Here is a 20,666-nt window from a genome sequence, read left to right as displayed (position 1 = left end):
CGATTACAAATAAATTATTACTGCTGTAAACATTATGGAAGTTTATCAGATTCGGGTCTTTTTGGAAGTAGCTCGCCACTTGAGTTTTACGGAAGCTGCTGATGTGCTCAATCTCACCCAGCCAGCAGTTAGTGCCAAAATTAAATCGTTAGAGACAGAGCTGGGGACTCCATTATTTCACCGACTAGGCCGCAAAATTCAATTAACAAGCGTGGGAGAATTTTTGCTCAAACATGGACCCAAATTAATTGAAGTTGAGAACGATCTATTGCAAGAAATAGAGCGGATTGGCAAAGGTAAATCTGGTACACTTAAAATTGGCTGTACTGCCGATATCGGCAATGGTTGGTTGCCCGCAAAATTATTTGCCTATCGCCAAAAATACCCAAATTTACAAACCCAGTGTCATATTTTTGATTCGCCCGAATTGTTATATCGGAGCATGACAAATAACGAGATCGATCTGGGCTGCTCCGATCTGAGTTTTGCCGATGTTGCCGAAATTTCATCGATCGCGATCGCACCGATTCACTATGCGCTGTTTGTTTCCCCCAGTCATCCCCTCGTCACCAAAAAGTGGGTGAGTCTGAACGATCTAAAACAGCATCGTTGGGCGATCTCCAGTCCAGAATCCCCTAGTCGCCAAGTATTGGAGGCTCGCTTAGCCGAAATTGGTCTTTCTTGGGCAGACTTTCCCCATGTGGAAACGGTGGATACCACGAGCCTGATGCGCGTCTATCTCACTCAAGGTGCCTATTTAGGCTTTGCTTCTAATTTTGAATTTCAGTTGGATTGTCAAACTGGCAACTTGGTAGCGATTTCGCTCCAGGAATTTGCTTTATCAGGCAATATATTTTTGCTGACCCCCAAGGGCATTGGTGATGTCCATAATTTACACCACCATAAGTCACCTAAATCATTGCGGGGAGCAGCCGACTTAACACCCGCTCAGAAATTCATAGAATTGTTACAAAGCGATCGAAAATCCTCCGCTCCATCGAAAGATCGGCCAATCCAGATGCGATCGCCCAGCTTTGCCCTGCGATCGAGTAGTCACCACCGTCCAGAAACAATTACCCTCTCGATTGGGATTCAAAATGGCACAATCCCAGCCGTCACCGCCGGGTTGATCGTCCAACGCTTGCAGCTACTATCGCATTTTTTACCGCAAGACGGTCGTTACAGCGGTACCAAATTTCAGATTGAATGGCAGGATTTTGCTACGGGCGCACCAATTGTGACTGGGCTGGATTCAGGGAAGTTAAATATTGGGATCTTAGGCGACTATCCACTCCTGCTCAGTGCTTTACCCGATCCCGATTCAGATCGATACAACACTCGTCTAGTTAGTTTTGTTTCTAGTAATCCCGATGGTTCTGGCAATGCCTTCATCGTTCCCCACCAATCAAAAGTGGAAACGATCGCCGATCTACGCGGGCAAACGATCGCCGTACCGTTGAGATCTTCCGCCCATGGAATGGTAATGCGATCGCTACAAGCAGCCCACCTGCTAGATGAGGTGGACTTGATTTCCCTCGATAGCATCCAAGCCGTCAAAGGCTTTAACTTTCCCCTGCATTTAGCCGATAGCTATGCGCATTTTGCCCCGTTTCACGATGTGGCTTGCCGTCAGGGTAAATTTCGTCATCTCATCGATGACAATCTCGATCGCCTCCCTTCATTTTATGGCGTGGTGGTTAATCACGATTTAGCCGATCGCTATCCAGAAGTTGTCGTTGCCTATCTCCAAGCTCTCAAAGCGGCTCAATATTGGTATCACCATACCCCATCTGCTCCCGCTCAGGTGGCGCAATGGACGCGGTTGGAACTAGATTTAGTGACAGAAATCCTCACTGGTGCCTACCAATCAACCCCAACCGCCCGCTTCTTTTCCGAAACCGTCATTCGTCCAGACTGGATCGCACTCCATATCGATCGACTGAGCAAGATTCCCAATAACCAAAATTTAACGCAGATCGATCTCGAACGCTGGATTCAGCCGGAATTTCTCCACCAGACTTAGTGCGTCGTTCAAATTTCATGCGCCATACTTTTGAGCGTTTCTTCCCGAATCAGCGCAAAAACCTGGTGATTTAATTGCATAAATTCTGGTGTTAACATCAGATCCACATGCCGGGGACGTTCTAGCACAATATCTACCGTTGTTTTAATGTGTCCGGGGTTAACTCCCATCACAAAAATGCGATCGCTTAAAAATACCGCCTCTTCAATATCGTGGGTCACAAAAACGACCGTTGATTTCAAATCTTGCCAAATATCTAACAATAGCTCTTGCATCATGTGCCGCGTTTGGGCATCAAGTGCCGCAAACGGCTCATCCATCAACAACACCGATGGCGAATTTACCAAAGCGCGAATAATACTCGCCCGCTGTTGCATTCCCCCAGACATTTGATAGGGAAAAGCATGACGATATTTAGACAACCCCACCCGATTGAGATAGTAATCAACCAATTCTCGCCGTTCTGGCTTGGGGACACCGCGCACCTTCAGCCCAAATTCCACATTTTGAAATGTTGTTTTCCAAGGTAGTAAAGAGTATTGCTGAAAGACAAAGCCGCGATCGGCTCCAGGCTTAGTAATTGTTTGTCGATCGACGGAGACATTACCCATTGAAGGTTTAATAAATCCAGCGATCGTATTTAAGATCGTCGATTTACCACAGCCAGAAGGCCCTAACAGACAGACAAACTCACCTGGTTCGATCGTGAAATTAACAGAGTCCAAAACTGATGTAAATACTCCATCGCGATGAAAACCTACCGATAAATTATCAACTTCTACTAAGCCTTTGACCTGCGATTGGAGATTATTATCAACCAACTTCATAAATCCTCACTAGTCAAAATTCGACCCCCACGAAATATATATTTGAACTCAAGCAGTCTTCTTTTTAGTCACCCGCCAAGGCATCAGCAGTTGAACTACGTGCTCGACTAAATAGGAGCTAAGCGAACCCATTAAGCCAATTAGTAACATGCCCATCACGATCGGTGGATAGTTAGAAGTCACATAAGATTCCCAAGTGATATAGCCAATCCCATAACGTCCCGCCAAAATTTCCGCAGTCACTAAGCAAAACCAACAGTTACCCATCCCAATCACTAAACCACTGGCAATACTCGGCATCGCCCCTGGTACCACAATGTCCTTAAATACATCCCACTGTCTGGCACCCAGGCATTGCCCAACCCGTAGCAGTAACATATCCACACCTTCGACACCTTTAATCGTGCTAATCAAGATCGGAAAAAATGCCCCAATAAACGTAATATAAATCATCCCCGATTCAGCATCGGGAAACATCAGAATAGCTAAGGGAATCCAAGCAACAGCCGGAATCGGGCGCAGTAACTCTAATGGCAGAAACACCAGATCTTCTAATTTTTGAAACCAGCCAATTAAGATCCCTAAACTTACACCCAAAATAGTGGCAAAGAAATATCCAGCTAATACCCGACCCGCACTCGATTGAATGTGAATCATGGCATTGCTAGAAAAAAACTTAACCGTCGCCCCAAATACTTCGATCGGCGAAGGCAAGAAGGAAAAATTAATCCACAAGTTAAACTTCACCAGGCACAGGATTTGCCAAATCCCAAAGAATAATACCAGCGAGAGCATCCGTCTCAATAGCTGATTGCGCTGCCGTGCCGAAAAAGGTTCTTTAACTGCACCCGCAGATTTTCTAAAGGGGTTCTTGAGGGTCAAGCTATCCCAAGGTCCGATCGGCCGCACTTGGCCAGAAGGTATGTTAGACATCGATCGTCTCCACAATACAGATTAAATAAGAACTTGAATCTAGTAATGATGCTTATAGTGATTTGTCGGTAAGTATGAACTCCTGGCAAATCTTAGTATAAACATCATCTTTTTTCTGCTCCACAGGAACAGAATCCTAAAGTGATTTAAAAGCTAAGACCTTAGAACCTGCCTGACTATTAGCATAAGACTTCGCAGCTTTCTCGGTCAAAAATGCTGATATGTTGTTACCCTTCCGCACAAAGAAAGAATTGTCAGCAACCAACTTCCAGCCTCGATTGCGATCGTGGACAAATACCGTACTGCCAGTTTGCTTCCCCTCGGCTTTAAGCTTCTTCAGATCGGCAATCATATTCTCGATCGAAGCAAAGTTTCTAACTTTATCTTCACCTTTGACCCAAATCTGAGCTGCTAGTTTGGGATCGCCAATTGCTTGCTTAGTTGCCGCATCTGCGCCTGTAATCGCGGATTTTTCATCCTTGTTAGCCATCTTGTCATAATCCATTCCTAGTTCTTTTGCTGCCAGCTTCAAGTAACTATCATCAGCCAATTTAGTTAACTCTTCTGCATTGACTTTGGCATCTAATTTACCCAGTTGTTTGAGCATCGCCACACTATTAGTTAAGGCTTGACGATGAACGGGCAAAATAGCTGGACTAACCTGTTGAAGACCATTAGGACCTAGAAACATATAAACTGCTTCTTTTTCTACACTCGTCCACTTCTCCATTTTGGTGGCCATTGCTTCTGGCTGTTCGCGCACCATTTTGTTGGCTTCTAACAGAGCTTTCAGATAAGCCACTACTATTTCAGGATTCTCCTTGGCAAAATCCGAACGCACCACCACACCATGAAATGTGGGCACACCTAGCTCTGCACCATCAAAAATCTTGCGGGCAAATCCGCGCAAGGGAAATAGCTCACCAAACGGTACAAAGTTGGCATGGGCATCAATCTTATTAGTCTTGAGGCTAGTTCCCCCAACTTCAGGAGCTTGGCTGACTAGTTTGATTTCGGTTTCAGGATCGATACCTTCTTTCTTTAATGCCCCCAATAACATGCCATGGGCAGCCGAACCAAAGGGTACAGACACTTGCTTACCTTTTAGATCGGCAATGCTTTGGATCGGACTATCTTTGGGCACCATGATGGCATTTCCCGCTCCAGTTGCACCCGTAGATAGCGTAGCAATATAAAGACTATTTACCCCAGCCCCTTTTTCTTTAAAAGTATTCATATTGATGGTTAAGGGGAAATCTCCCATCATGCCAATATCAACTTGATTTGCCAACATTTTGTTGTTAATTGGGGGGCCAGAGGTATGACTCGACCATTCAATTTTGTATTCGACGTTCTGATACTTACCTGTCTTAGGTAAATACTTTTCCAGAAGTTTTTCCTCGCGAATAATAGGGCCGCCCGTTGCTGTATTAATAGTCTGATCTTGAGTGGCGATCGCAATCCGAATTACTTTTTTTCCACTCGAAGAACTCCCTGTGTCAACAGGATTGCTGGCAACGCCAGTAGAGCAAGCAGTAATTAAACTTAAAGAAAACAACGAGATGGAAAATAAAAACTTTCTCCGAGGCGATCTTTTTATATTCATGACAAGCTCTCCGATACTTTTTCCTGTCTCTATTAATTCAGTATCGCACTCGTTCATCTGTCAACTTAGATACCGATCGATTCCTAGAGAGCTTTTAACTCATCAGAGATTTTAGTTAACTCATAAAATAAATTTGTGAGTTCAGAAAAAGATCGAGACTATCAATATTTTTCGGCTAGTAATTTCTCTACTTGAGAAGAGCCGATATTCGCTACTAAGGATGGCTATCCATGCTGATAATAGTCTACGAAGTAAATAAGGCTACTATTTTGCGGGGAGCGGGGAGTGGGGAGCGGCGGCTCGCGTATCTGCTAACGCAGAGGCTATGCCTACGGCAGGCTCCGCCAACGCCAACGTCGGGAAACCCGACGGGAAAGCGGATGCAATCACGCGGAGATTGGAGGAGCATGTGTTGCACCAAGCAAGCGAGACAAGACTCCCCGCTGTCTTGATGTGCTAACCCGTCTGGAAACCAGACGAGCGCACATCGCTCCCCGCTTTCAAAAAATCTCATATGTGATTTAAATGTTCGACAGCTTAGTACTTATCTATCGTCTTTAACCAAAGCCCTTTTTAGCTCCATATCGAACCGTTTTAAATTCTAACTTATTACTACCTGGATGATAGATCGTGTAGCTAGCTTTACCTTCAATCTTTCCTACAGAACCCACCCCAACAATTCGCTGTGGACTTAATATCGTCGGAGTTGGATCGGTTAGTTTATCTAATGTTTGAACTTGACTATTCAGACTGCCAGATTCAATTTGATATTCAAAAGCCAAACCCGATCAACCACAGAATAATTGATTCGCATCCATCCGCGATAACCGATCGATCGCATGAATCGGATCGATCGTCGGTGTCAATTCATCGCTAACTGAGAGCGAACTACCATGAATTAAAAAGCAATCTAGTTCGACAAATCCAAACTCTAACGATCGCACCCATTCTAGAGTAGTTGCATCGATCGCATCCCAGAGTGTTTTTGTCATCTCGATCCCATATTGATCGATTAATTCTGTCGGTTCTCCCGTCCGCCCCAAGGCATGAAGAATCAATATTTGTTCTTCCCACCAACCCTGACAAACTAGCGGTGTTGGCTCCCCATTACGCGGCTGCTGAATTCTTTTAATCAGCCGATTACTCTCGGCGGTTGGGCCGATAATATCGCCTAATAAATAGAAATTCTCCACTTCCTGGCGCGACTTCCGCAAGTCTGCCACTACTGCCTCATATGCAGCTAAATTACCTTCAATTCCACTCGCGATCGCCCACATCTGGATTATATTTATTATTTACTTGTACCGATCTTCGATCGCCGCACGATTGAAATCGTCGCTCAGAGGGTGTCTGAAAAGTCTTATTGGCTCCGATCGTCGGTTGTTAATCCCCCTAAATCCCCCTGAAAAAGGGGGACTAAGACTCTTACTCCCCCTTTTTCAGGGGGTTGGGGGGATTTAGATCTATGCTTTTCAGACACCTTCTCATGGTGCAAAGTCCGCATAGGCGGACTTCGCATCACTAGCGGCGGTTTCAACCGCTGACTATTTCGCGAGACGAAACCCTATCGTTCGCACACATGAGTCGGATCTTCGGCGCGTTCGGCATATTCCAAACCCTGCGCCAACCGCCATGCAAAAATAGCGGGTAGCCCGTTATCGATAATCGCCTGACAGGTAAGCTGATAATCATACTCTACCTCCCGCAACGTCGTTAATTTATCGTCCGTGTCGTAAATTACATAAGTCGCGTTCGGACGACCGTGACGTGGTTCGCCCACAGAACCAGCATTGATAATCTGTTTCAGCGGTGCGGTAAACTGCTTGGTGCTATTCCCCTCTGGCTGCTTCACCTTAACCGCCAACTGCCCAGCATCGAGCGTCCGCACGTAGGGAACATGAGTATGTCCGCAAAATAGCACATCGGCACCCGTCGCCATTACCCGTTCTAATGCGGTAAAAGCATTCACTTCTGGCATCAAATACTCGTGTTGATTGTGAGGGCTTCCATGTACGAAGCAAAGATTCTCCTCGCGCAAGCTTAACGGTAATTGCGCCAGATATTCTCGCACTTCAGGATGAATTTGGTCGTTCGTCCATTCATGTGCTTTCTTGCCCCGTTTTTCCGCCAAAATTGATGGATAACTGCATTCGCAAGCATTCAAACCTTCGACGATATCTTCATCCCAACAACCTTGGACTGTGGGAATATCTAGCGATCGAATCATCTCGACAACTGCATTCGGATGTGGGCCATAACCGACGAGATCGCCCAAACAAAAAATTTTTTCTGCCCGCTGTTTATCGATGTCTGATAACACCGCATTCAAAGCTTCATAGTTACCGTGAATACAAGACATCACTGCTATTTTCATACTGCTACTTCTTCTGGTGATTCGTTTTCTAATTGGGATCTAATTTGTGCTTGGTAATAATCCAGGGCACGATCGTCTAAACCGCACTCTTCCAACGTTTCTGTAATTAATTGCGGTTGGAAGTTATTTCCCACAACTTCCAATCCACTAAATCGTGTCGGCCTGCCTGTCAAGACTGGCGGTAATGGCAATTCAAAGTAAGTTGCATCGGGATAACCCACCCCAAAACTAAAATAAAACGATCGACCATCGACGATCTCAAAAATACCTTTAGCTCTGGCAACTTCGCCATAAGCTCCTTGAATTAATTCATCCCAAAATACGTTTAAACTTGCGGGATCTAGGACTTCTCCTGTCAATCCCCATCTTGGCGATGCAGTCAGCACAATATTTTTCTCAGTGACTTCACTGATGAGGGTTTGACTCGCCCAATCGTGATATTCGCTCTCGACTAAACATTTAGGGACGATCGCAATTCGCTGACAAGATTCGATCGCAACAGGTAACTGTAGTTTAGCTAAATCTAATTGGGGGGCAATCTCCACATACAACGGTTGAATTTCGGCTAGCTGCGTCCAAGATGCACCCGCCGAAATCGGCTTGACATGGGGGCAAGTTGCTGTAATGTAGGTGAGATCGATCGGGGTAGCATCGGCTCCCAGACAGAGATAAGCACTAGGTTTGGTGCTGGTGGTGAGCTGCTGGTGAATCCAGGTAGTTTTGCCAGAACCGCATGGCCCTGTCACTAGATAGATGGGATGCCGATCCATAGACTGTGAATATATATGGAAACTTTACCAGCATATCACAAACAGAAGGAATGATAATCATTCTCGCTAGATCGATTTAATTTGATAATAATTATCATTAACTATCAACAGATTTGACAACTTATGTTACTGTGTTGAGAGTAGATTCGGTTTCGATCGAGATTGTCGATCGAAAGTAATGGGGAAAGTTTGGTGCAAACCCAACGCTGTCCCGCAACTGTGTTTCGAGGTACGAACTCGATTAGTCAGAACACCCGCCGATTCGATAAATCCCAATTTATATTCTGCGAGGCACAGAGGGGAAAAATATTATGAACGACAAACACACAATTTTCGTGTGTCAATCTTGCGCTGGTAATTGGCAAAATGGCCGAGAAGTCGGCAATAGCGGCGGTTATTTACTGCACCAAGAATTAACGACCCAATTAGCCACAAACCCATTAGCTGAAGACTTTGAGGTCAAACCAGTTAAATGTATGGGCGCGTGCAATCGTCCCTGCGTCGTCGCTTTTGCTGCGGCTGGTAAATCGACTTATCTATTTGGCGATCTAGATCGTACTGCTTTAGCTGAGGTATCTCAGTCAATTTTGGAGTGTGCTAGTCTCTACCACAGCAAGCCAGACGGCACGATGAAATGGTCGGAGCGTCCCGAACGACTCAGAAAAAGCGTAATTGGGATCGTTCCTAGCATTGAGATACCTATAAGCATCTAGGCAAAATTCATCATTACAGTACTTGTCTTTAGGATGTTAGCTCAAGCTAATTAACCTCAGTTCGGGATAAGAAGAGCCTAGAGACTGGAAGTCTCTGCTCATGATGCGAAGTCCGCCTGCGCGGACTAGGATATTAGTCCGCGCAGGCGGACTTTGCACTATTAGCCCCGATTTTAATCGGCGGTGGGTCAAGAACGAAGCCAATATCCTTAACCCGAACTGACGTTAATTACTAGAAGTTTTTCTTTACTTTTAGTGATAATTTTTAGCAACTATTTTTTTAGGATCGATCGACTCTCAGTTTTGATGATATATTGTGGGAATGATAACCATTCTCATAATATCAAGCTCGATCGACTCACCCAGCTACCGAAATTAAGCCGTAATCCTTCCAGATAAACAGATCCATGTCCGCTAAAACTATTCCTTATCTCCGTCTGGTTGAAAGCCTCATTATTACTGTGTTGCTGAGGTTCAGTTTTGATATCCAGCAATCTAGCCTTGCTCAAGAACCCCCGCCACCACCACCGCCAGCAGCAGCCCCAGAAAAAGTCGAAGAGCTAGAAATCAACATCTATGGCGAGCGTTTATTAAATAAACCCATCTACTCACCCTTCCGTAAAGAAGGTACGCTCAAAGATTCTACCCGCCCAGCTTACGTTATCAATAAAGACGAAATTAAAGCGCAAGGAGCGCGCACGGTGCGCGAAGCACTTCAATCTTTACCAGGGATTTTGGGCGCGGGAACGGTGGGAACCGAAGTAAATGTCCTGAGCAATCAATTTATTCGAGGCAGTAACGGGACACAGGTATTGATATTATTGGATGGTCGCCCGATTAATAACTTGGGTTCTGGGGGTTTCGATCTGAGTGAATTTTCGACGAGTATCGTCGATCGAATTGAAGTGTTACCTGGCGGTGGATCTACCCTCTATGGTTCGGACGCGATCGGCGGTATTATTAATATCGTGACTAGTCGCCCAACTAGCGACAAACTGACCTTTAGCACTCAAGCCGAAGTCGGGAATCTCGGCTATACCAAGTTCGGTGTCAATGCCAGTAAAAGAGATGGCAATATTGGCTGGCTGATTGGTTACGATCTGATTCAGGCGAATAATAACTATGCTTATTCGATTCCTGCTGCCAACTTTTCAGGTACGCGCGTCAATAATGATGTTAAATATGATAACTTACGAGTACGAGCAGATGTCGATCTGAGCGATCGCACAAAATTAAGTTTCAACAGTATACTCCTGTTCAAAAATCAAGGATCGCCAGGTGGCGTACCGATTCCTACTCCCCAATTCGGACAGGGATTTTTTAATACGCTCACCGATGCTAATCGGAAGTATACCGACCAAATTTTATTCGATGTGGGGATAGACCAAAAACTCGGTAATGGTAATGATTCTACCCTGACCGGGCGAGTTTATTATGATAATTTGAGTACCCGCTTTGATAACCGTACTGCTTTTGCCGAATCACTATCTGTTACCAACGGACAAGTTGTCAAGACAGTAACGCCCCAAGTTCTGCGCCAATTTGATAATAAACAAAAAACGTTAGGCATTCAAACTCAGCACAATTGGCAGATTACGCCAACTCAAAATATTACTTACGGCTTTGATTATCGCAATACTAATAATCGAAATACTACTAATAATATTGCGCTTGGAACTCAGACAGTTGGTTATGATGGCACTATTTCTCAGGGTGCATTATTCGCTCAGTACAATGTCGATCTCAATCCGCAGATACGAGCGACAGCAGGGCTACGGCAAGATTTTAGTAGCTTGACAAATGGTAGCGCGACTTCTCCCGCACTGGGCATTAAATGGGATCTGAATTCGGCGACAACTCTTCGTGCCAATTATATTCGGAATTTTCGGACTCCGACTTTATCAAATCTGTTTTCTGTCGATACTACATTCATTGGCAACCCTAATTTATTACCCGAAATTGGGAATAGTTTCGATGTCGGTGTAGACCAAAAGTTGGGTGACTTTGGACTATTACGGTTGACGGCATTTCAGAACAATATTAGTAATGTCATTGCATTCCAAAGTATTCAACCACCTGTCAATGGCATATCGGGAACTTTTACTAATATTGGTGAGGTACAGACGCAGGGGATCGAAGCATCATTAAATGCAAGGCTGGCTCCAAATTTCTATGGATTTGTTAATTATACTCTCAACAATCCTCAGATTAAAAAAGATACGAACTTAGCAGTAGTGGGAAAAGAGCTGCGGTTTGCAGGTGCGGATAAATTGAGTATGGGGGTATCTTATGAAAATACTTTTGGTTGGTATAGTTCGCTAGCTTTAAATTCGCTCAGTGGTTATCCTACCAATAATACAAACACAGAGTTTTTATCTGGATTTACTAGTTTTGATTTTAATTTTGTCGCACCAATGAATAGCGATCGCAGTGTAACCCTCAATGCTAGCGTCCAGAATATTTTTGACCAGAGGTACGAACTGTTTGCTGGCTTTCCTGATGCCGGGAGGACATTTCGGACTGGGATCGATTGGAAATTTTAAAGAGGATAATTTGATGACAGCTACAACTTTTGAACGTCGGGTGACACCATTACAGAAAGTAGAACGAGAAGATACCTATAATGGTAATTCGATCGAGTATGAAGATTTTTCAACTAATCTAGATGTATTGGGGCCACTTTTACACTCACTATTCCAAGAACATTGGCAAGAAGTGGGCTTGGGACACATGGTAGATGGGAGTGTTTTAGAATTAGAATTCACTGCTCCACCGAAAATTTGTCGGATTTATGATGGCTATCTAACGGTAGTTACCGAAAGCTGGCACATGCACTTATGTGTGGCGGAAAATCAGGGCGGTGCAACTGGGCGTACTCCCGAATCTTTGCGTCAAGTACGGCGGGTGAGTCGAGCCGCTTTGTATCGGCGATTGAATGCAGAAGGTGAAGCGCGAAGCTGGGGAATTCAATTCTGGAATGGAGCGGGAGTAAAAATGATGACATTATTTTTACCTAATGCTTTTATTGGCGAAGCGGAAGATTTATTACCAGAGCATAAGCCCAATCTAGCCAAGTTAGGATTGTACGACAAGTTACGGCAGATTTATGTATTGGGCACGATGGATATTCCCTATGAATCTAATCCTTTAAATTGTCCATATATATCGGTATGTCGCTCTACTCGTTGCAATGCCGGACGTGACTGGAAATCGGTGCATGAGGCTCTAGAACGGCAGTTAGCAGAGTCAGGATTAGAAAACATTGAATTAATAACTTCTGGCTGTCTAGAGGTCTGTAAAATGGGGCCAATCGTATTTTATTCGGGTGACGTTGGCGTAGCCTCTCAGAATGAGAATCGCGCTCCAGAACATACTTGGTATGCGCGGGTGACTCCAGATGTAGCGAAGGAAATTATTACCGAACATGTCGTCGAAAATCGCAAGGTAGAACGTAATTTATATCCACAACCGGATTAAGTAATAAGTGAACCAATTTGATATCTACAGAATGCCTACGATTGAAAGTCGTGGCTAATGTTGCAAAGTCCGGATGGTGCGCGGACTAATCTTTCAGTCTGTTTCGGTAGATATCATTTTTTTGAGGTAGATATGTCGCGTGAAGGAGTCAAACACAAAATTAAAAGTATGCGAGGTGTACTGTTATTCAGCTTGCTAATATGGGTATCTATATCAGCCTGTAATTATCCTCAAACTAAATCATCTAAATCTAGCTCAGTTGCTAAATGCTCCACTGTTTACGATCGAGAAGTAGATTATTTTCCCAATAAAGTCAAAGTAACCCAAGCCAAAGGTTTTACCGTTGAATATCATCGTAACTATAAGGTGGTATCGGTTAAGAATCCCTGGCGAAATGCCGACACCACCTTTCAATATGTATTGGTACAATGCAATACCCCAATTCCATCGGGGTTTGATAAATCTCAAATCGTCCAGGTGCCAGTCAATTCGGTGGTATCGATGTCTACAACTCATTTACCATTATTAGATAAATTGGGCTTAGTCGATCGATTAATCGGTGTTAGCGACTTTAACCAAGTTAATACACCTAGTGTAGTGGCAAAAATTAAAACAGGGAAATTGCAAGAAGTAGGCAGGAGTAATAATACTAATGTCGAGAAAGTCTTAGAAATTAAACCCGAACTAGTCACGACTTATGGTGTGGGCAATCCTAAATCGGATAGTCATCCCAAATTAATCGAAGCAGGTTTACCCGTTGCGATTATTGCCGAATATATGGAGTCTTCACCTTTGGGCAAGGCGGAATGGTTGAAATTTATGGCACTATTTTTTAATCGAGAGACTGAAGCAGAGCAGGTATTTAGTCAGATGGAAAGTAGATATAACTCGATCGCTAAAATTGCCAGCCAAGCCAAAAACAAGCCCACCGTTTTCTCTGGCTTTGATAGTCGGGGGACTTGGTATATTCCTGGTGGTGATAGTTACTCAGCAAAATTTATTGCTGATGCTGGTGGAAATTATATCTGGAAAGAAGATCGATCGACAGGGAGTTTAAAGCTGAGTTTCGAGCAGGTATTAGATCGAGCGCAGACAGCGGAAGTTTGGATTAATAGTAGTCAAGCTTGGCGCAGTGTTGATGATGTAATTAATAGCGATCGACGTTATGCCAAATTTAGCGCAGTAAAAAATGCCAAATTATTTAATCCCACTGCAAGAATGAATCCAACTGGCGGTAATGATTTCTGGGAAGGCGGAACCGCAAATCCCGATTTGGTATTGGCAGATTTAGTTAAAGCCTTGCATCCAGAATTACTACCAAAACATCAATTTGTTTATTATCGACCTTTGAATTAAATAACAACCCATAGGTTGGGTTGAATGAACATGAAACCCAACGATCTCAACCACCAATTACCTATGTTCTCTAAAAAAGGCAATCCCCGAGAACCGCCACTCAGCGGCTGGTGTCGCTCACTGGCTTCTTGGTACGCCAGCTATCACGGTGCAAGCGGCAATACCAGTCGCCCATGGTGTCACGGAAGCACAGGCCAGCACTCATCGAATGAAAGGATGTCGTGCATGAGGGTCCCGGCTCGTAGCCATGGCTGTGGCAGATTGTCTCTCGGTAGCTAGCCTTTATGTCGTAGACTGGCGATTCGCGGCTGATTTCAATGTGACCCTTGAGACCCGATTGATAGCCAATGATATCGTTTGCCCTCACAGTTCGCGGCTTGTTCGCCAGCCGCATGTCGAGATCCCCGACCAGAAACAAAATCGACCGCTCAGCAGCCAACGTCACTTCGCCTTCATTGGTGCAGCGAAAGTGAGCCTTCGCTTGTTCCAGTCTCAGTGGTCCGGCAGTCGGCGCGGTGCGATCCTTTGGGCAAGGTGCTGGCCGTTGCCGCGTGCCGTAGCCCGATGCCGCCGCCGCAATGGTGCCTTGCAAGCCGATAGCAATGGCGATGCCGATGCCGAGTGCAACAGACTGTAACTTAAATGTTGTTTGTCCAGTTTCAAAATGCTGCCGAGCATTAGAGGCTTGACATGTTAACAGCATTACGATCTGGCTGCTGCGGCCAGAAAGCGGGAGACAAGCAAGCATTGGCACCAAGTAACGTTGAATCAGGATCGTCACATACTCCTTGTTAATGGGAAAAAACAACTAATCAACCGATCGAAGATCGAGAATTCATGCCAATTAATCCAGCACCACCACAACAGATCGACCGACAGCCAGCGACATTAAAAAGGCCGAGAATAAAGCGTCATCAGATTGTTTTAGGACTGTTATTCATCCTACCAATTCCGATCTTATTGACTAGTTTAGCAATGGGTTCGGTATCTATTCCTCTAAGTGATGTCGTCACTATTTTACTCGGTGGCATTCCCCAAAAAGAGTCTTGGAGCGATATTATCATCCAATTTCGATTGCCTAAAGCAATTACCGCCATATTAGCTGGAGCCGCTTTATCGACAAGTGGATTGCAACTACAAACCTTATTTAATAACCCTTTGGCAGGGCCATCTGTACTAGGGATTAGTGCGGGTGCTAGTTTGGGCGTAGCTTTAGTAATATTAGGGACGCAACTATTTGGTATCAGTTTAGCTAGTTTGGGCGCGATCGGGCGTTATAGTACGATCGTTGCTGCTTGTTTGGGCGCGGGCATCGTGACAGGGTTAGTAATTATCGTCGCGCGGCGAGTGCAGAGTTCGACAAGTTTACTCGTGCTGGGGCTGTTGTTTGGCTATGGTACTGGGGCGATGGTGGAGCTGTTGCTCTATTTTAGTACCGCCGAGCCTGTCAAATCCTATCTCAATTGGACGACGGGTAGTTTTGGCGGGGTGACTTGGGAGCAGTTACCGCTGATGAGTATCGGCATTTTGAGTGGTTTAATCCTGGCAATTCTCGTCGCGCCGTCGCTGAATCCGTTGCTATTGGGGGAAACCCAAGCGCAAAGTCTAGGAATTTCGATCGAGCGGTTACGCCTACTGGTACTAGTTAGTTCTTCACTCTTAGCTGGCATCGTAACCGCTTTTTGTGGCCCGATCGCCTTTATTGGCATTTCCGTGCCCCATTTGTGTCGAGGATTATTGCGAACCGCCGATTTGCGCTGGTTATTCCCGGCGGCGAGTCTCGTGGGGGGAAGTTTTGCACTGGTAGCAGATATTATCGCTCAAATGCCTGGAGGTCGATCTGTGTTACCGATTAATTCAGTAACGGCACTAATTGGCACACCGATTATTGCTTGGATTATTCTTAAACAATCGCAGCAAAAGACTTTTTAGAAACAGCGTCCGATGGCTAGTGGTTCACGGTGGTAGCTCGAAGATCGATTGTTTATAAAACTTAACCTCTAATTAATGATACTAATTCTCAATAGTTGTGATACTATTTTGAAAAGCTTATTGAAATAAATAATCAATAAGTTAATTCGATTGAGGTATAGCGATGACAGCAACAGCAGTAAATCCAGCCCCGTTGGCGTTGGCGATAGCCTGCCGTTAGGCACAGCCTCTCCTCTGGAGAATCGCTCCTTGGTGGGCGGGGAATGCCAGACTGACAAATTTGTCGGGGCGACTCTTAGGAGCGCATATCGCCCACGCAGGGCTAATCTTACTGTGGGCGGAATCGATGACCATCTTTGAGCTTTCCCACTACGACCCCAGCCGATGTTCCAACAAGGGCTAATTTTGCTCCCACACTTGGCAACAGTAGGTTTTGGAGTCGGGGCTGGCGGACAGGATAAAACTCCTAACTTGACTAGTCCATTATTGCAAAATATTCCTTTTTTAGTGACAGGATTTAGCCCTCATTGAGTCAGGAATTGGGAAAAGACTGAGAAATTTGGTGGAAATCACTTTCTCCCGATTTCTCATGGGTAGTTTGGCATTTATGGCGTTAGTAAGCTGTGCTTTTGTGGGGTTGAATACTACTGCTTTTCCGGTGAAATTTTATGGGATCGATCTTTTGCCGCTGCAAGTCAATTTTTCTTAGCTATTACTGCTTTAGTCGGACATCTCTGGCACGCTTATCGCGCTCGGTTGGTTAATTAGACTTTAGGCTTTAGGAAGATTTGCTGGGAATACATTCATTATCTTGGAATTAAATACATGTCAAAAATCGGACTTTTTTTTGGTACTCAAACTGGCAAAACTGAAAGTATTGCCGAAATGATTCGAGATGAATTTGGGGATGGTGAGATCGAGCTTCATGATATGTCTCAAGTAAGTGTCAGTGATTTCGATGGATACACCAAATTAATTATCGCTTCACCGACTTGGGACATTGGCGAACTACAGAGTGATTGGGAAGGTTTCTTCCCAGAACTAGATAGCATGGATTTTAGTGGTAAAACTGTTGCTTATTTCGGTACTGGAGATCAGTTGGGATATGCAGATAATTTCATGGATGCCGTGGGAATTTTGGAAGCCAAGATCTCAGATCGTGGTGGTAAGACGATCGGGTATTGGCCGACAGATGGATATGATTTTAGTGAATCCAAAGCAGTAAAAAATGGTAAATTTGTCGGTTTGGCGATCGATGAAGATAATCAATCCGAACTCACTGACGATCGAATTAAAGTTTGGGTCGCTCAAATTAAAAAAGAATTTGCATAAGTGACTCTAAGAGGATGTCTGAAAACTCAATTCCGTTAAGCTTAAACCCTAGAAAATCCCCCCTAGCCCCCCTTAAAAAGGGGGGAACCAGACTCGTAGTCCCCCTTAAAAAGGGGGATTTAGCGGCGCATCGAACGGGAGGTTCCCTCCCGTTTGTGTGCGACAAGACAGGGGGATTTACCCACTGCAAACGAAGCAATTAGACTTTTTAGACATCCTCTAAATAAATTGAATTAGAGTGTATGTAATGGTGGGATTTTATCACCATTTTTTAGACATCATAAATTTGATTAGCGATCGCCTTTACCAACTCTCAATCCTCAACTCCCAACTCTAACATGTCTAAATTTATCTGGGTTAGTGCTAGCCCCAGCCTCAAATATTTTCATCGTCGCTTACTCAACAATTTATCTAAAGTAGTCAAAATTGAGTTTTGGGAATACTATCAAACATTAGATGAAGGTAGTTCGATCGATAAAGCAGTTAACTTGCTGCATGAATACTTAGCAAATTCTCCAGATCCCGTTCATCTGCTCGGTCATGGCATTGGTGGTGTAGTTGCTTTAAATTATGCTAGGTTGTATCCAGATCGAGTGACCTCATTAGTATTGCTAAGTGTTGCAGTTAAACCAGGAATAAATTGGCATTCTTACTATTATGCTCAGTTACAATCTTTACCATCCAATCGTCACTGTGTTTTGAAGTTAGTTTCTAGTAATTTATTTCCCGATGCTTGCGCCCGACATGTTAGCGATTTGGTCGATCGACTCGATCGAGATTTAGTCGAAGCACCATCGAATCACTCTTTATTCAAATTGGATATCTTAGATGAAAGTGGCGTAGAAATGCCGTTGCTCGTTTGTGGTAGTCAAGACGATCCAGCGATCGCTTCACCAGCTCTATATGGTTGGACTACTTACTTCAAATCCACAGATGAAATTTGGCGCAGTTCGACTGGAGGACACTTTTTTCATCACATTCATTTTGAACTACTAAGTTATCGAATTCAATGTTTTTGGCAGAAAGTTGAACCAACTATGGCACTCGATCGCTTTGTACAGATGGAGTTAAATTAATATGCTGATTTTAATATGTTTGCTGCTGGTCTGGGGCACAATTTTTACAGCTTGTTGGAAGATTGCCCATCATTGGAAGACAGGATTTATTTATGTCAAACGGCTCCATCAAGTCCCTTGCCATAAGTGTAAGTACTTTACAAATAGTTGCTATCTCAAATGTACTGTCAATCCCCATCTAGCTTGCTCGGAAGAGGCAATCGATTGTCGAGATTATCAACCTCAGTAGGAATGAATGATTGGATGCAAACTAGTAAGTTTAGCCACTCGATCGTGCTTCAAGCTAGATAACAAGCACGAAAAATTCTAATTAACTCGAACGAATGTCAAAGCTAATTCACGTACCACCGCGATCGAGTCGTCAAAAGCTCGATGCTAAACCCGCAATTACCCTCGGATTATCGATAGTACTAATTATCGGAATGCTATTCTCACTCTGTCAAGGCTCTGTACCTTTGACCCTACATGAAGTCTGGCAAGCTTTAGGCGATCGAGGTTTAGCTCAGAATCAGACAATTATCTGGGATTTGCGATTACCGCGTATTTTAGCAGCAACGATCGTCGGAGCCGCTTTAGGGATGTCGGGCGGTTTATTACAAGGGATGCTCCGCAATAGTTTAGCCGATCCGTTCGTGCTGGGGATTTCGGCAGGTGCGGGGTTAGTGGCGATCGCCTGTATTACCTTCTCGGTTGCCTCGGTGTATCTACCTTTAGGCGCATGGTTGGGGGCGATGGGGACAGCCGCGATCGTTTATATTTTAGGCTATCGGGCGGGGACGATTACCGCCGAGCGGTTGGTACTCGCGGGGATTGCCGTTAGTTCGCTATTTGGGGCGATGCAGACGATGATGCTGCTCTTAAACGATGAAAGTCGGCTCCAGTCGGCGTTAAATTGGTTGGTAGGCAGTCTGAATGGGCGCGGTTGGTGGATCGTTCAAGTGGCGAGTCCTTACGTGGTGGTAGGCTTATTAGCGGGGTGTTTATTAGGTCGATCGATTAATCTCCTCAGTCTGGGGGATGAGTTGGCGATGAGTTTGGGTGTATCTTTGGTACGCACTCGACTCGCGATCGGACTGGTAGCTAGTTTACTCGCGGGGAGCGCGGTAAGTGTGGCGGGTTTGATTGGGTTTATCGGGTTAATTGTTCCCCACGGGATTCGGATGTTGGTTGGTAACGATTATCGCTGGTTATTACCACTATCGGCGATCGGTGGGGCGTTGGTACTGACGTTGGCAGATCTGTTGGCGCGGATGGGATCGGTTGAGTTGCCTGTCGGCGTGGTGACGGCTCTATGCGGTTCGCCAGTATTTATTTGGTTATTATATCAACGTCAAGCTAGTCGGCTTTGATGATGAGTTACCGCTCGATCTTAGTAGATTTCAAGGAATTATAAAATGCCGGATTTCATGGCGATCGATCCGTCGCACACATTATGGTAAATCGCTAAAATAATTGACATGAATCAATCTCTATTAATTGCCGAAAATTTGACTGGTGGGTATCAAACAAAATCGATTATTCATCAATTAAATTTGCAACTCGATCGCGGTGAATGGTTGAGTTTATTGGGTGGTAATGGATCTGGTAAATCTACCCTACTCAAACTCCTCAGTCGTTTACTCTCACCCCAACAAGGGATTGTCTGGCTCGATGGTAAGGCAATTCATACCGAAGCCCCGAATATTGTCGCCCAGAAGATGGCTCTATTGCCCCAGCAACAAACGGTACCGAGTGGCTTAACCGTCAGGCAATTAGTTAGTTTGGGGCGAACTCCGCATCAACCTTGGTATCAGTGGGAATTGAGTGGAGTAGATCGAGCGCAAGTCGATCGAGCCATGATATTAACACAGGTAGTGGAGTTTTCGGATCGATCGGTTGAAGATCTCTCTGGTGGCGAACGTCAACGGGCATTTCTGGCTTTAGCTCTGGCTCAAAACCCCAAAGTGTTATTACTCGACGAACCCACTACTTATTTAGATCTGCGCTATCAGTTAGAATTGTTGACGCTCCTCAAAGACTTGCAACAGCAACAAGAATTAACGATCGTTACCGTCCTCCACGAACTGAACCTCGCAATTCGATATAGCGACAGGTTGGCGATGCTTAAAGATGGCTCTCTCATCGCCGTGGGCACTCCTGCAATGGTAATTACCCCCGAAACGATCGCGGAGGTATTTGGGGTAGATGTGGCGATTATCGATACTCCCGTAGGTTTGCAGATTTGTCCGTTAGCCGGAATTCAGTAGG

The 20,666-nt window shown here is 44.8% G+C and carries 18 protein-coding genes, 2 pseudogenes and 1 riboswitch; of the genes and pseudogenes, 13 read left to right on the top strand and 7 right to left on the bottom strand.

Annotated features, from left to right (window positions below):
• The first annotated feature begins 34 nt into the window (after window positions 1-34).
• Complete coding sequence (locus tag CHA6605_RS10995; protein WP_015159532.1) at window positions 35-2,023, top strand: LysR family transcriptional regulator; 1,989 nt, start codon at window positions 35-37, stop codon at window positions 2,021-2,023.
• Between the two features lie 8 nt (window positions 2,024-2,031).
• On the opposite strand, the gene CHA6605_RS10990 is transcribed toward CHA6605_RS10995, so the two are convergent.
• The 6 genes and pseudogenes from CHA6605_RS10990 to CHA6605_RS10965 form a co-directional block, all read right to left on the bottom strand.
• Entirely contained in the window at window positions 2,032-2,850 is an 819-nt protein-coding gene (locus CHA6605_RS10990; protein WP_015159531.1) for an ABC transporter ATP-binding protein, read from the bottom strand.
• Window positions 2,851-2,898: 48 nt separating this feature from the next.
• Window positions 2,899-3,783 (bottom strand): ABC transporter permease, encoded by an 885-nt coding sequence (locus CHA6605_RS10985; RefSeq protein WP_015159530.1) that lies wholly within the window; start codon window positions 3,781-3,783, stop codon window positions 2,899-2,901.
• A gap of 136 nt (window positions 3,784-3,919) precedes the next feature.
• A complete protein-coding gene (locus tag CHA6605_RS10980) occupies window positions 3,920-5,389 on the bottom strand; it encodes an ABC transporter substrate-binding protein (RefSeq protein WP_015159529.1) in 1,470 nt (489 codons plus the stop codon).
• A 557-nt stretch (window positions 5,390-5,946) separates the two neighbouring features.
• Window positions 5,947-6,666 (bottom strand): annotated as a pseudogene (locus tag CHA6605_RS10975) (metallophosphatase).
• A gap of 287 nt (window positions 6,667-6,953) precedes the next feature.
• The gene (locus CHA6605_RS10970) at window positions 6,954-7,763 is read right to left on the bottom strand and encodes a metallophosphoesterase family protein (protein WP_015159528.1); all 810 of its coding nucleotides are present in this window, start codon (window positions 7,761-7,763) and stop codon (window positions 6,954-6,956) included.
• The gene (locus tag CHA6605_RS10965) at window positions 7,760-8,533 is read right to left on the bottom strand and encodes a hypothetical protein (RefSeq protein ID WP_015159527.1); all 774 of its coding nucleotides are present in this window, start codon (window positions 8,531-8,533) and stop codon (window positions 7,760-7,762) included. Before CHA6605_RS10965 ends, CHA6605_RS10970 begins: the two co-directional genes overlap by 4 nt.
• A gap of 130 nt (window positions 8,534-8,663) precedes the next feature.
• Window positions 8,664-8,809: riboswitch (cobalamin riboswitch) on the top strand.
• A 35-nt stretch (window positions 8,810-8,844) separates the two neighbouring features.
• Between CHA6605_RS10965 and CHA6605_RS10960 the strand changes: the two genes are divergently transcribed.
• The 4 genes from CHA6605_RS10960 (at window position 8,845) to CHA6605_RS10945 (ending at window position 14,079) form a co-directional block, all read left to right on the top strand.
• Window positions 8,845-9,246, top strand: coding sequence for a DUF1636 family protein (locus tag CHA6605_RS10960; protein WP_015159526.1), 402 nt, complete (start codon window positions 8,845-8,847; stop codon window positions 9,244-9,246).
• A 407-nt stretch (window positions 9,247-9,653) separates the two neighbouring features.
• Window positions 9,654-11,789: a TonB-dependent receptor gene (locus CHA6605_RS10955; protein ID WP_015159525.1), complete on the top strand. Its 2,136-nt coding sequence runs from the start codon at window positions 9,654-9,656 to the stop codon at window positions 11,787-11,789.
• A gap of 13 nt (window positions 11,790-11,802) precedes the next feature.
• Window positions 11,803-12,723 carry a (2Fe-2S) ferredoxin domain-containing protein gene (locus CHA6605_RS10950; protein ID WP_015159524.1) on the top strand — a complete coding sequence of 307 codons (921 nt, stop codon included), beginning with the start codon at window positions 11,803-11,805 and terminating at the stop codon, window positions 12,721-12,723.
• Between the two features lie 57 nt (window positions 12,724-12,780).
• Entirely contained in the window at window positions 12,781-14,079 is a 1,299-nt protein-coding gene (locus CHA6605_RS10945; protein WP_015159523.1) for an ABC transporter substrate-binding protein, read from the top strand.
• Between the two features lie 100 nt (window positions 14,080-14,179).
• Here the strand turns inward: CHA6605_RS10945 and CHA6605_RS10940 are convergent, their stop codons facing one another.
• The gene (locus CHA6605_RS10940) at window positions 14,180-14,887 is read right to left on the bottom strand and encodes a hypothetical protein (RefSeq protein ID WP_157259962.1); all 708 of its coding nucleotides are present in this window, start codon (window positions 14,885-14,887) and stop codon (window positions 14,180-14,182) included.
• Window positions 14,888-14,916: 29 nt separating this feature from the next.
• Between CHA6605_RS10940 and CHA6605_RS10935 the strand changes: the two genes are divergently transcribed.
• The 8 genes and pseudogenes from CHA6605_RS10935 (at window position 14,917) to CHA6605_RS10910 (ending at window position 20,665) form a co-directional block, all read left to right on the top strand.
• A complete protein-coding gene (locus CHA6605_RS10935; protein ID WP_015159521.1) occupies window positions 14,917-16,011 on the top strand; it encodes an iron ABC transporter permease in 1,095 nt (364 codons plus the stop codon).
• Window positions 16,012-16,252: 241 nt separating this feature from the next.
• Window positions 16,253-16,467, top strand: a pseudogene (locus CHA6605_RS32885) (chlorophyll a/b binding light-harvesting protein); the annotation flags it as partial.
• Between the two features lie 106 nt (window positions 16,468-16,573).
• Entirely contained in the window at window positions 16,574-16,720 is a 147-nt protein-coding gene (locus CHA6605_RS34055) for a hypothetical protein (RefSeq protein ID WP_157259961.1), read from the top strand.
• 116 nt (window positions 16,721-16,836) lie between these two features.
• Window positions 16,837-17,343 (top strand): flavodoxin FldA, encoded by a 507-nt coding sequence (gene fldA / locus CHA6605_RS10930; RefSeq protein WP_015159519.1) that lies wholly within the window; start codon window positions 16,837-16,839, stop codon window positions 17,341-17,343.
• A gap of 338 nt (window positions 17,344-17,681) precedes the next feature.
• Window positions 17,682-18,419 (top strand): alpha/beta hydrolase, encoded by a 738-nt coding sequence (locus CHA6605_RS10925; RefSeq protein ID WP_015159518.1) that lies wholly within the window; start codon window positions 17,682-17,684, stop codon window positions 18,417-18,419.
• Window position 18,420: 1 nt separating this feature from the next.
• The gene (locus CHA6605_RS10920) at window positions 18,421-18,648 is read left to right on the top strand and encodes a hypothetical protein (protein ID WP_015159517.1); all 228 of its coding nucleotides are present in this window, start codon (window positions 18,421-18,423) and stop codon (window positions 18,646-18,648) included.
• Window positions 18,649-18,742: 94 nt separating this feature from the next.
• A complete protein-coding gene (locus CHA6605_RS10915) occupies window positions 18,743-19,768 on the top strand; it encodes a FecCD family ABC transporter permease (RefSeq protein WP_015159516.1) in 1,026 nt (341 codons plus the stop codon).
• Window positions 19,769-19,876: 108 nt separating this feature from the next.
• A complete protein-coding gene (locus tag CHA6605_RS10910) occupies window positions 19,877-20,665 on the top strand; it encodes an ABC transporter ATP-binding protein (RefSeq protein ID WP_015159515.1) in 789 nt (262 codons plus the stop codon).
• Window position 20,666: the final 1 nt, after the last annotated feature.

The organism is Chamaesiphon minutus PCC 6605 (assembly GCF_000317145.1).
GTDB lineage: Bacteria > Cyanobacteriota > Cyanobacteriia > Cyanobacteriales > Chamaesiphonaceae > Chamaesiphon > Chamaesiphon minutus.
The sequence above is the reverse complement of the archived record's forward strand: the minus strand, read 5'-3'. Positions and strand labels throughout refer to the sequence as shown.

Coding starts and splice junctions, on each gene's coding strand:
- CHA6605_RS10995 (WP_015159532.1), top strand. CDS start 35: ATGGAAGTTTATCAGATTCGGGTCTTTTTGGAAGTAGCTCGCCACTTG.
- CHA6605_RS10990 (WP_015159531.1), bottom strand. CDS start 2,850: ATGAAGTTGGTTGATAATAATCTCCAATCGCAGGTCAAAGGCTTAGTA.
- CHA6605_RS10985 (WP_015159530.1), bottom strand. CDS start 3,783: ATGTCTAACATACCTTCTGGCCAAGTGCGGCCGATCGGACCTTGGGAT.
- CHA6605_RS10980 (WP_015159529.1), bottom strand. CDS start 5,389: ATGAATATAAAAAGATCGCCTCGGAGAAAGTTTTTATTTTCCATCTCG.
- CHA6605_RS10970 (WP_015159528.1), bottom strand. CDS start 7,763: ATGAAAATAGCAGTGATGTCTTGTATTCACGGTAACTATGAAGCTTTG.
- CHA6605_RS10965 (WP_015159527.1), bottom strand. CDS start 8,533: ATGGATCGGCATCCCATCTATCTAGTGACAGGGCCATGCGGTTCTGGC.
- CHA6605_RS10960 (WP_015159526.1), top strand. CDS start 8,845: ATGAACGACAAACACACAATTTTCGTGTGTCAATCTTGCGCTGGTAAT.
- CHA6605_RS10955 (WP_015159525.1), top strand. CDS start 9,654: ATGTCCGCTAAAACTATTCCTTATCTCCGTCTGGTTGAAAGCCTCATT.
- CHA6605_RS10950 (WP_015159524.1), top strand. CDS start 11,803: ATGACAGCTACAACTTTTGAACGTCGGGTGACACCATTACAGAAAGTA.
- CHA6605_RS10945 (WP_015159523.1), top strand. CDS start 12,781: ATGTTGCAAAGTCCGGATGGTGCGCGGACTAATCTTTCAGTCTGTTTC.
- CHA6605_RS10935 (WP_015159521.1), top strand. CDS start 14,917: ATGCCAATTAATCCAGCACCACCACAACAGATCGACCGACAGCCAGCG.
- fldA (WP_015159519.1), top strand. CDS start 16,837: ATGTCAAAAATCGGACTTTTTTTTGGTACTCAAACTGGCAAAACTGAA.
- CHA6605_RS10925 (WP_015159518.1), top strand. CDS start 17,682: ATGTCTAAATTTATCTGGGTTAGTGCTAGCCCCAGCCTCAAATATTTT.
- CHA6605_RS10920 (WP_015159517.1), top strand. CDS start 18,421: ATGCTGATTTTAATATGTTTGCTGCTGGTCTGGGGCACAATTTTTACA.
- CHA6605_RS10915 (WP_015159516.1), top strand. CDS start 18,743: ATGTCAAAGCTAATTCACGTACCACCGCGATCGAGTCGTCAAAAGCTC.
- CHA6605_RS10910 (WP_015159515.1), top strand. CDS start 19,877: ATGAATCAATCTCTATTAATTGCCGAAAATTTGACTGGTGGGTATCAA.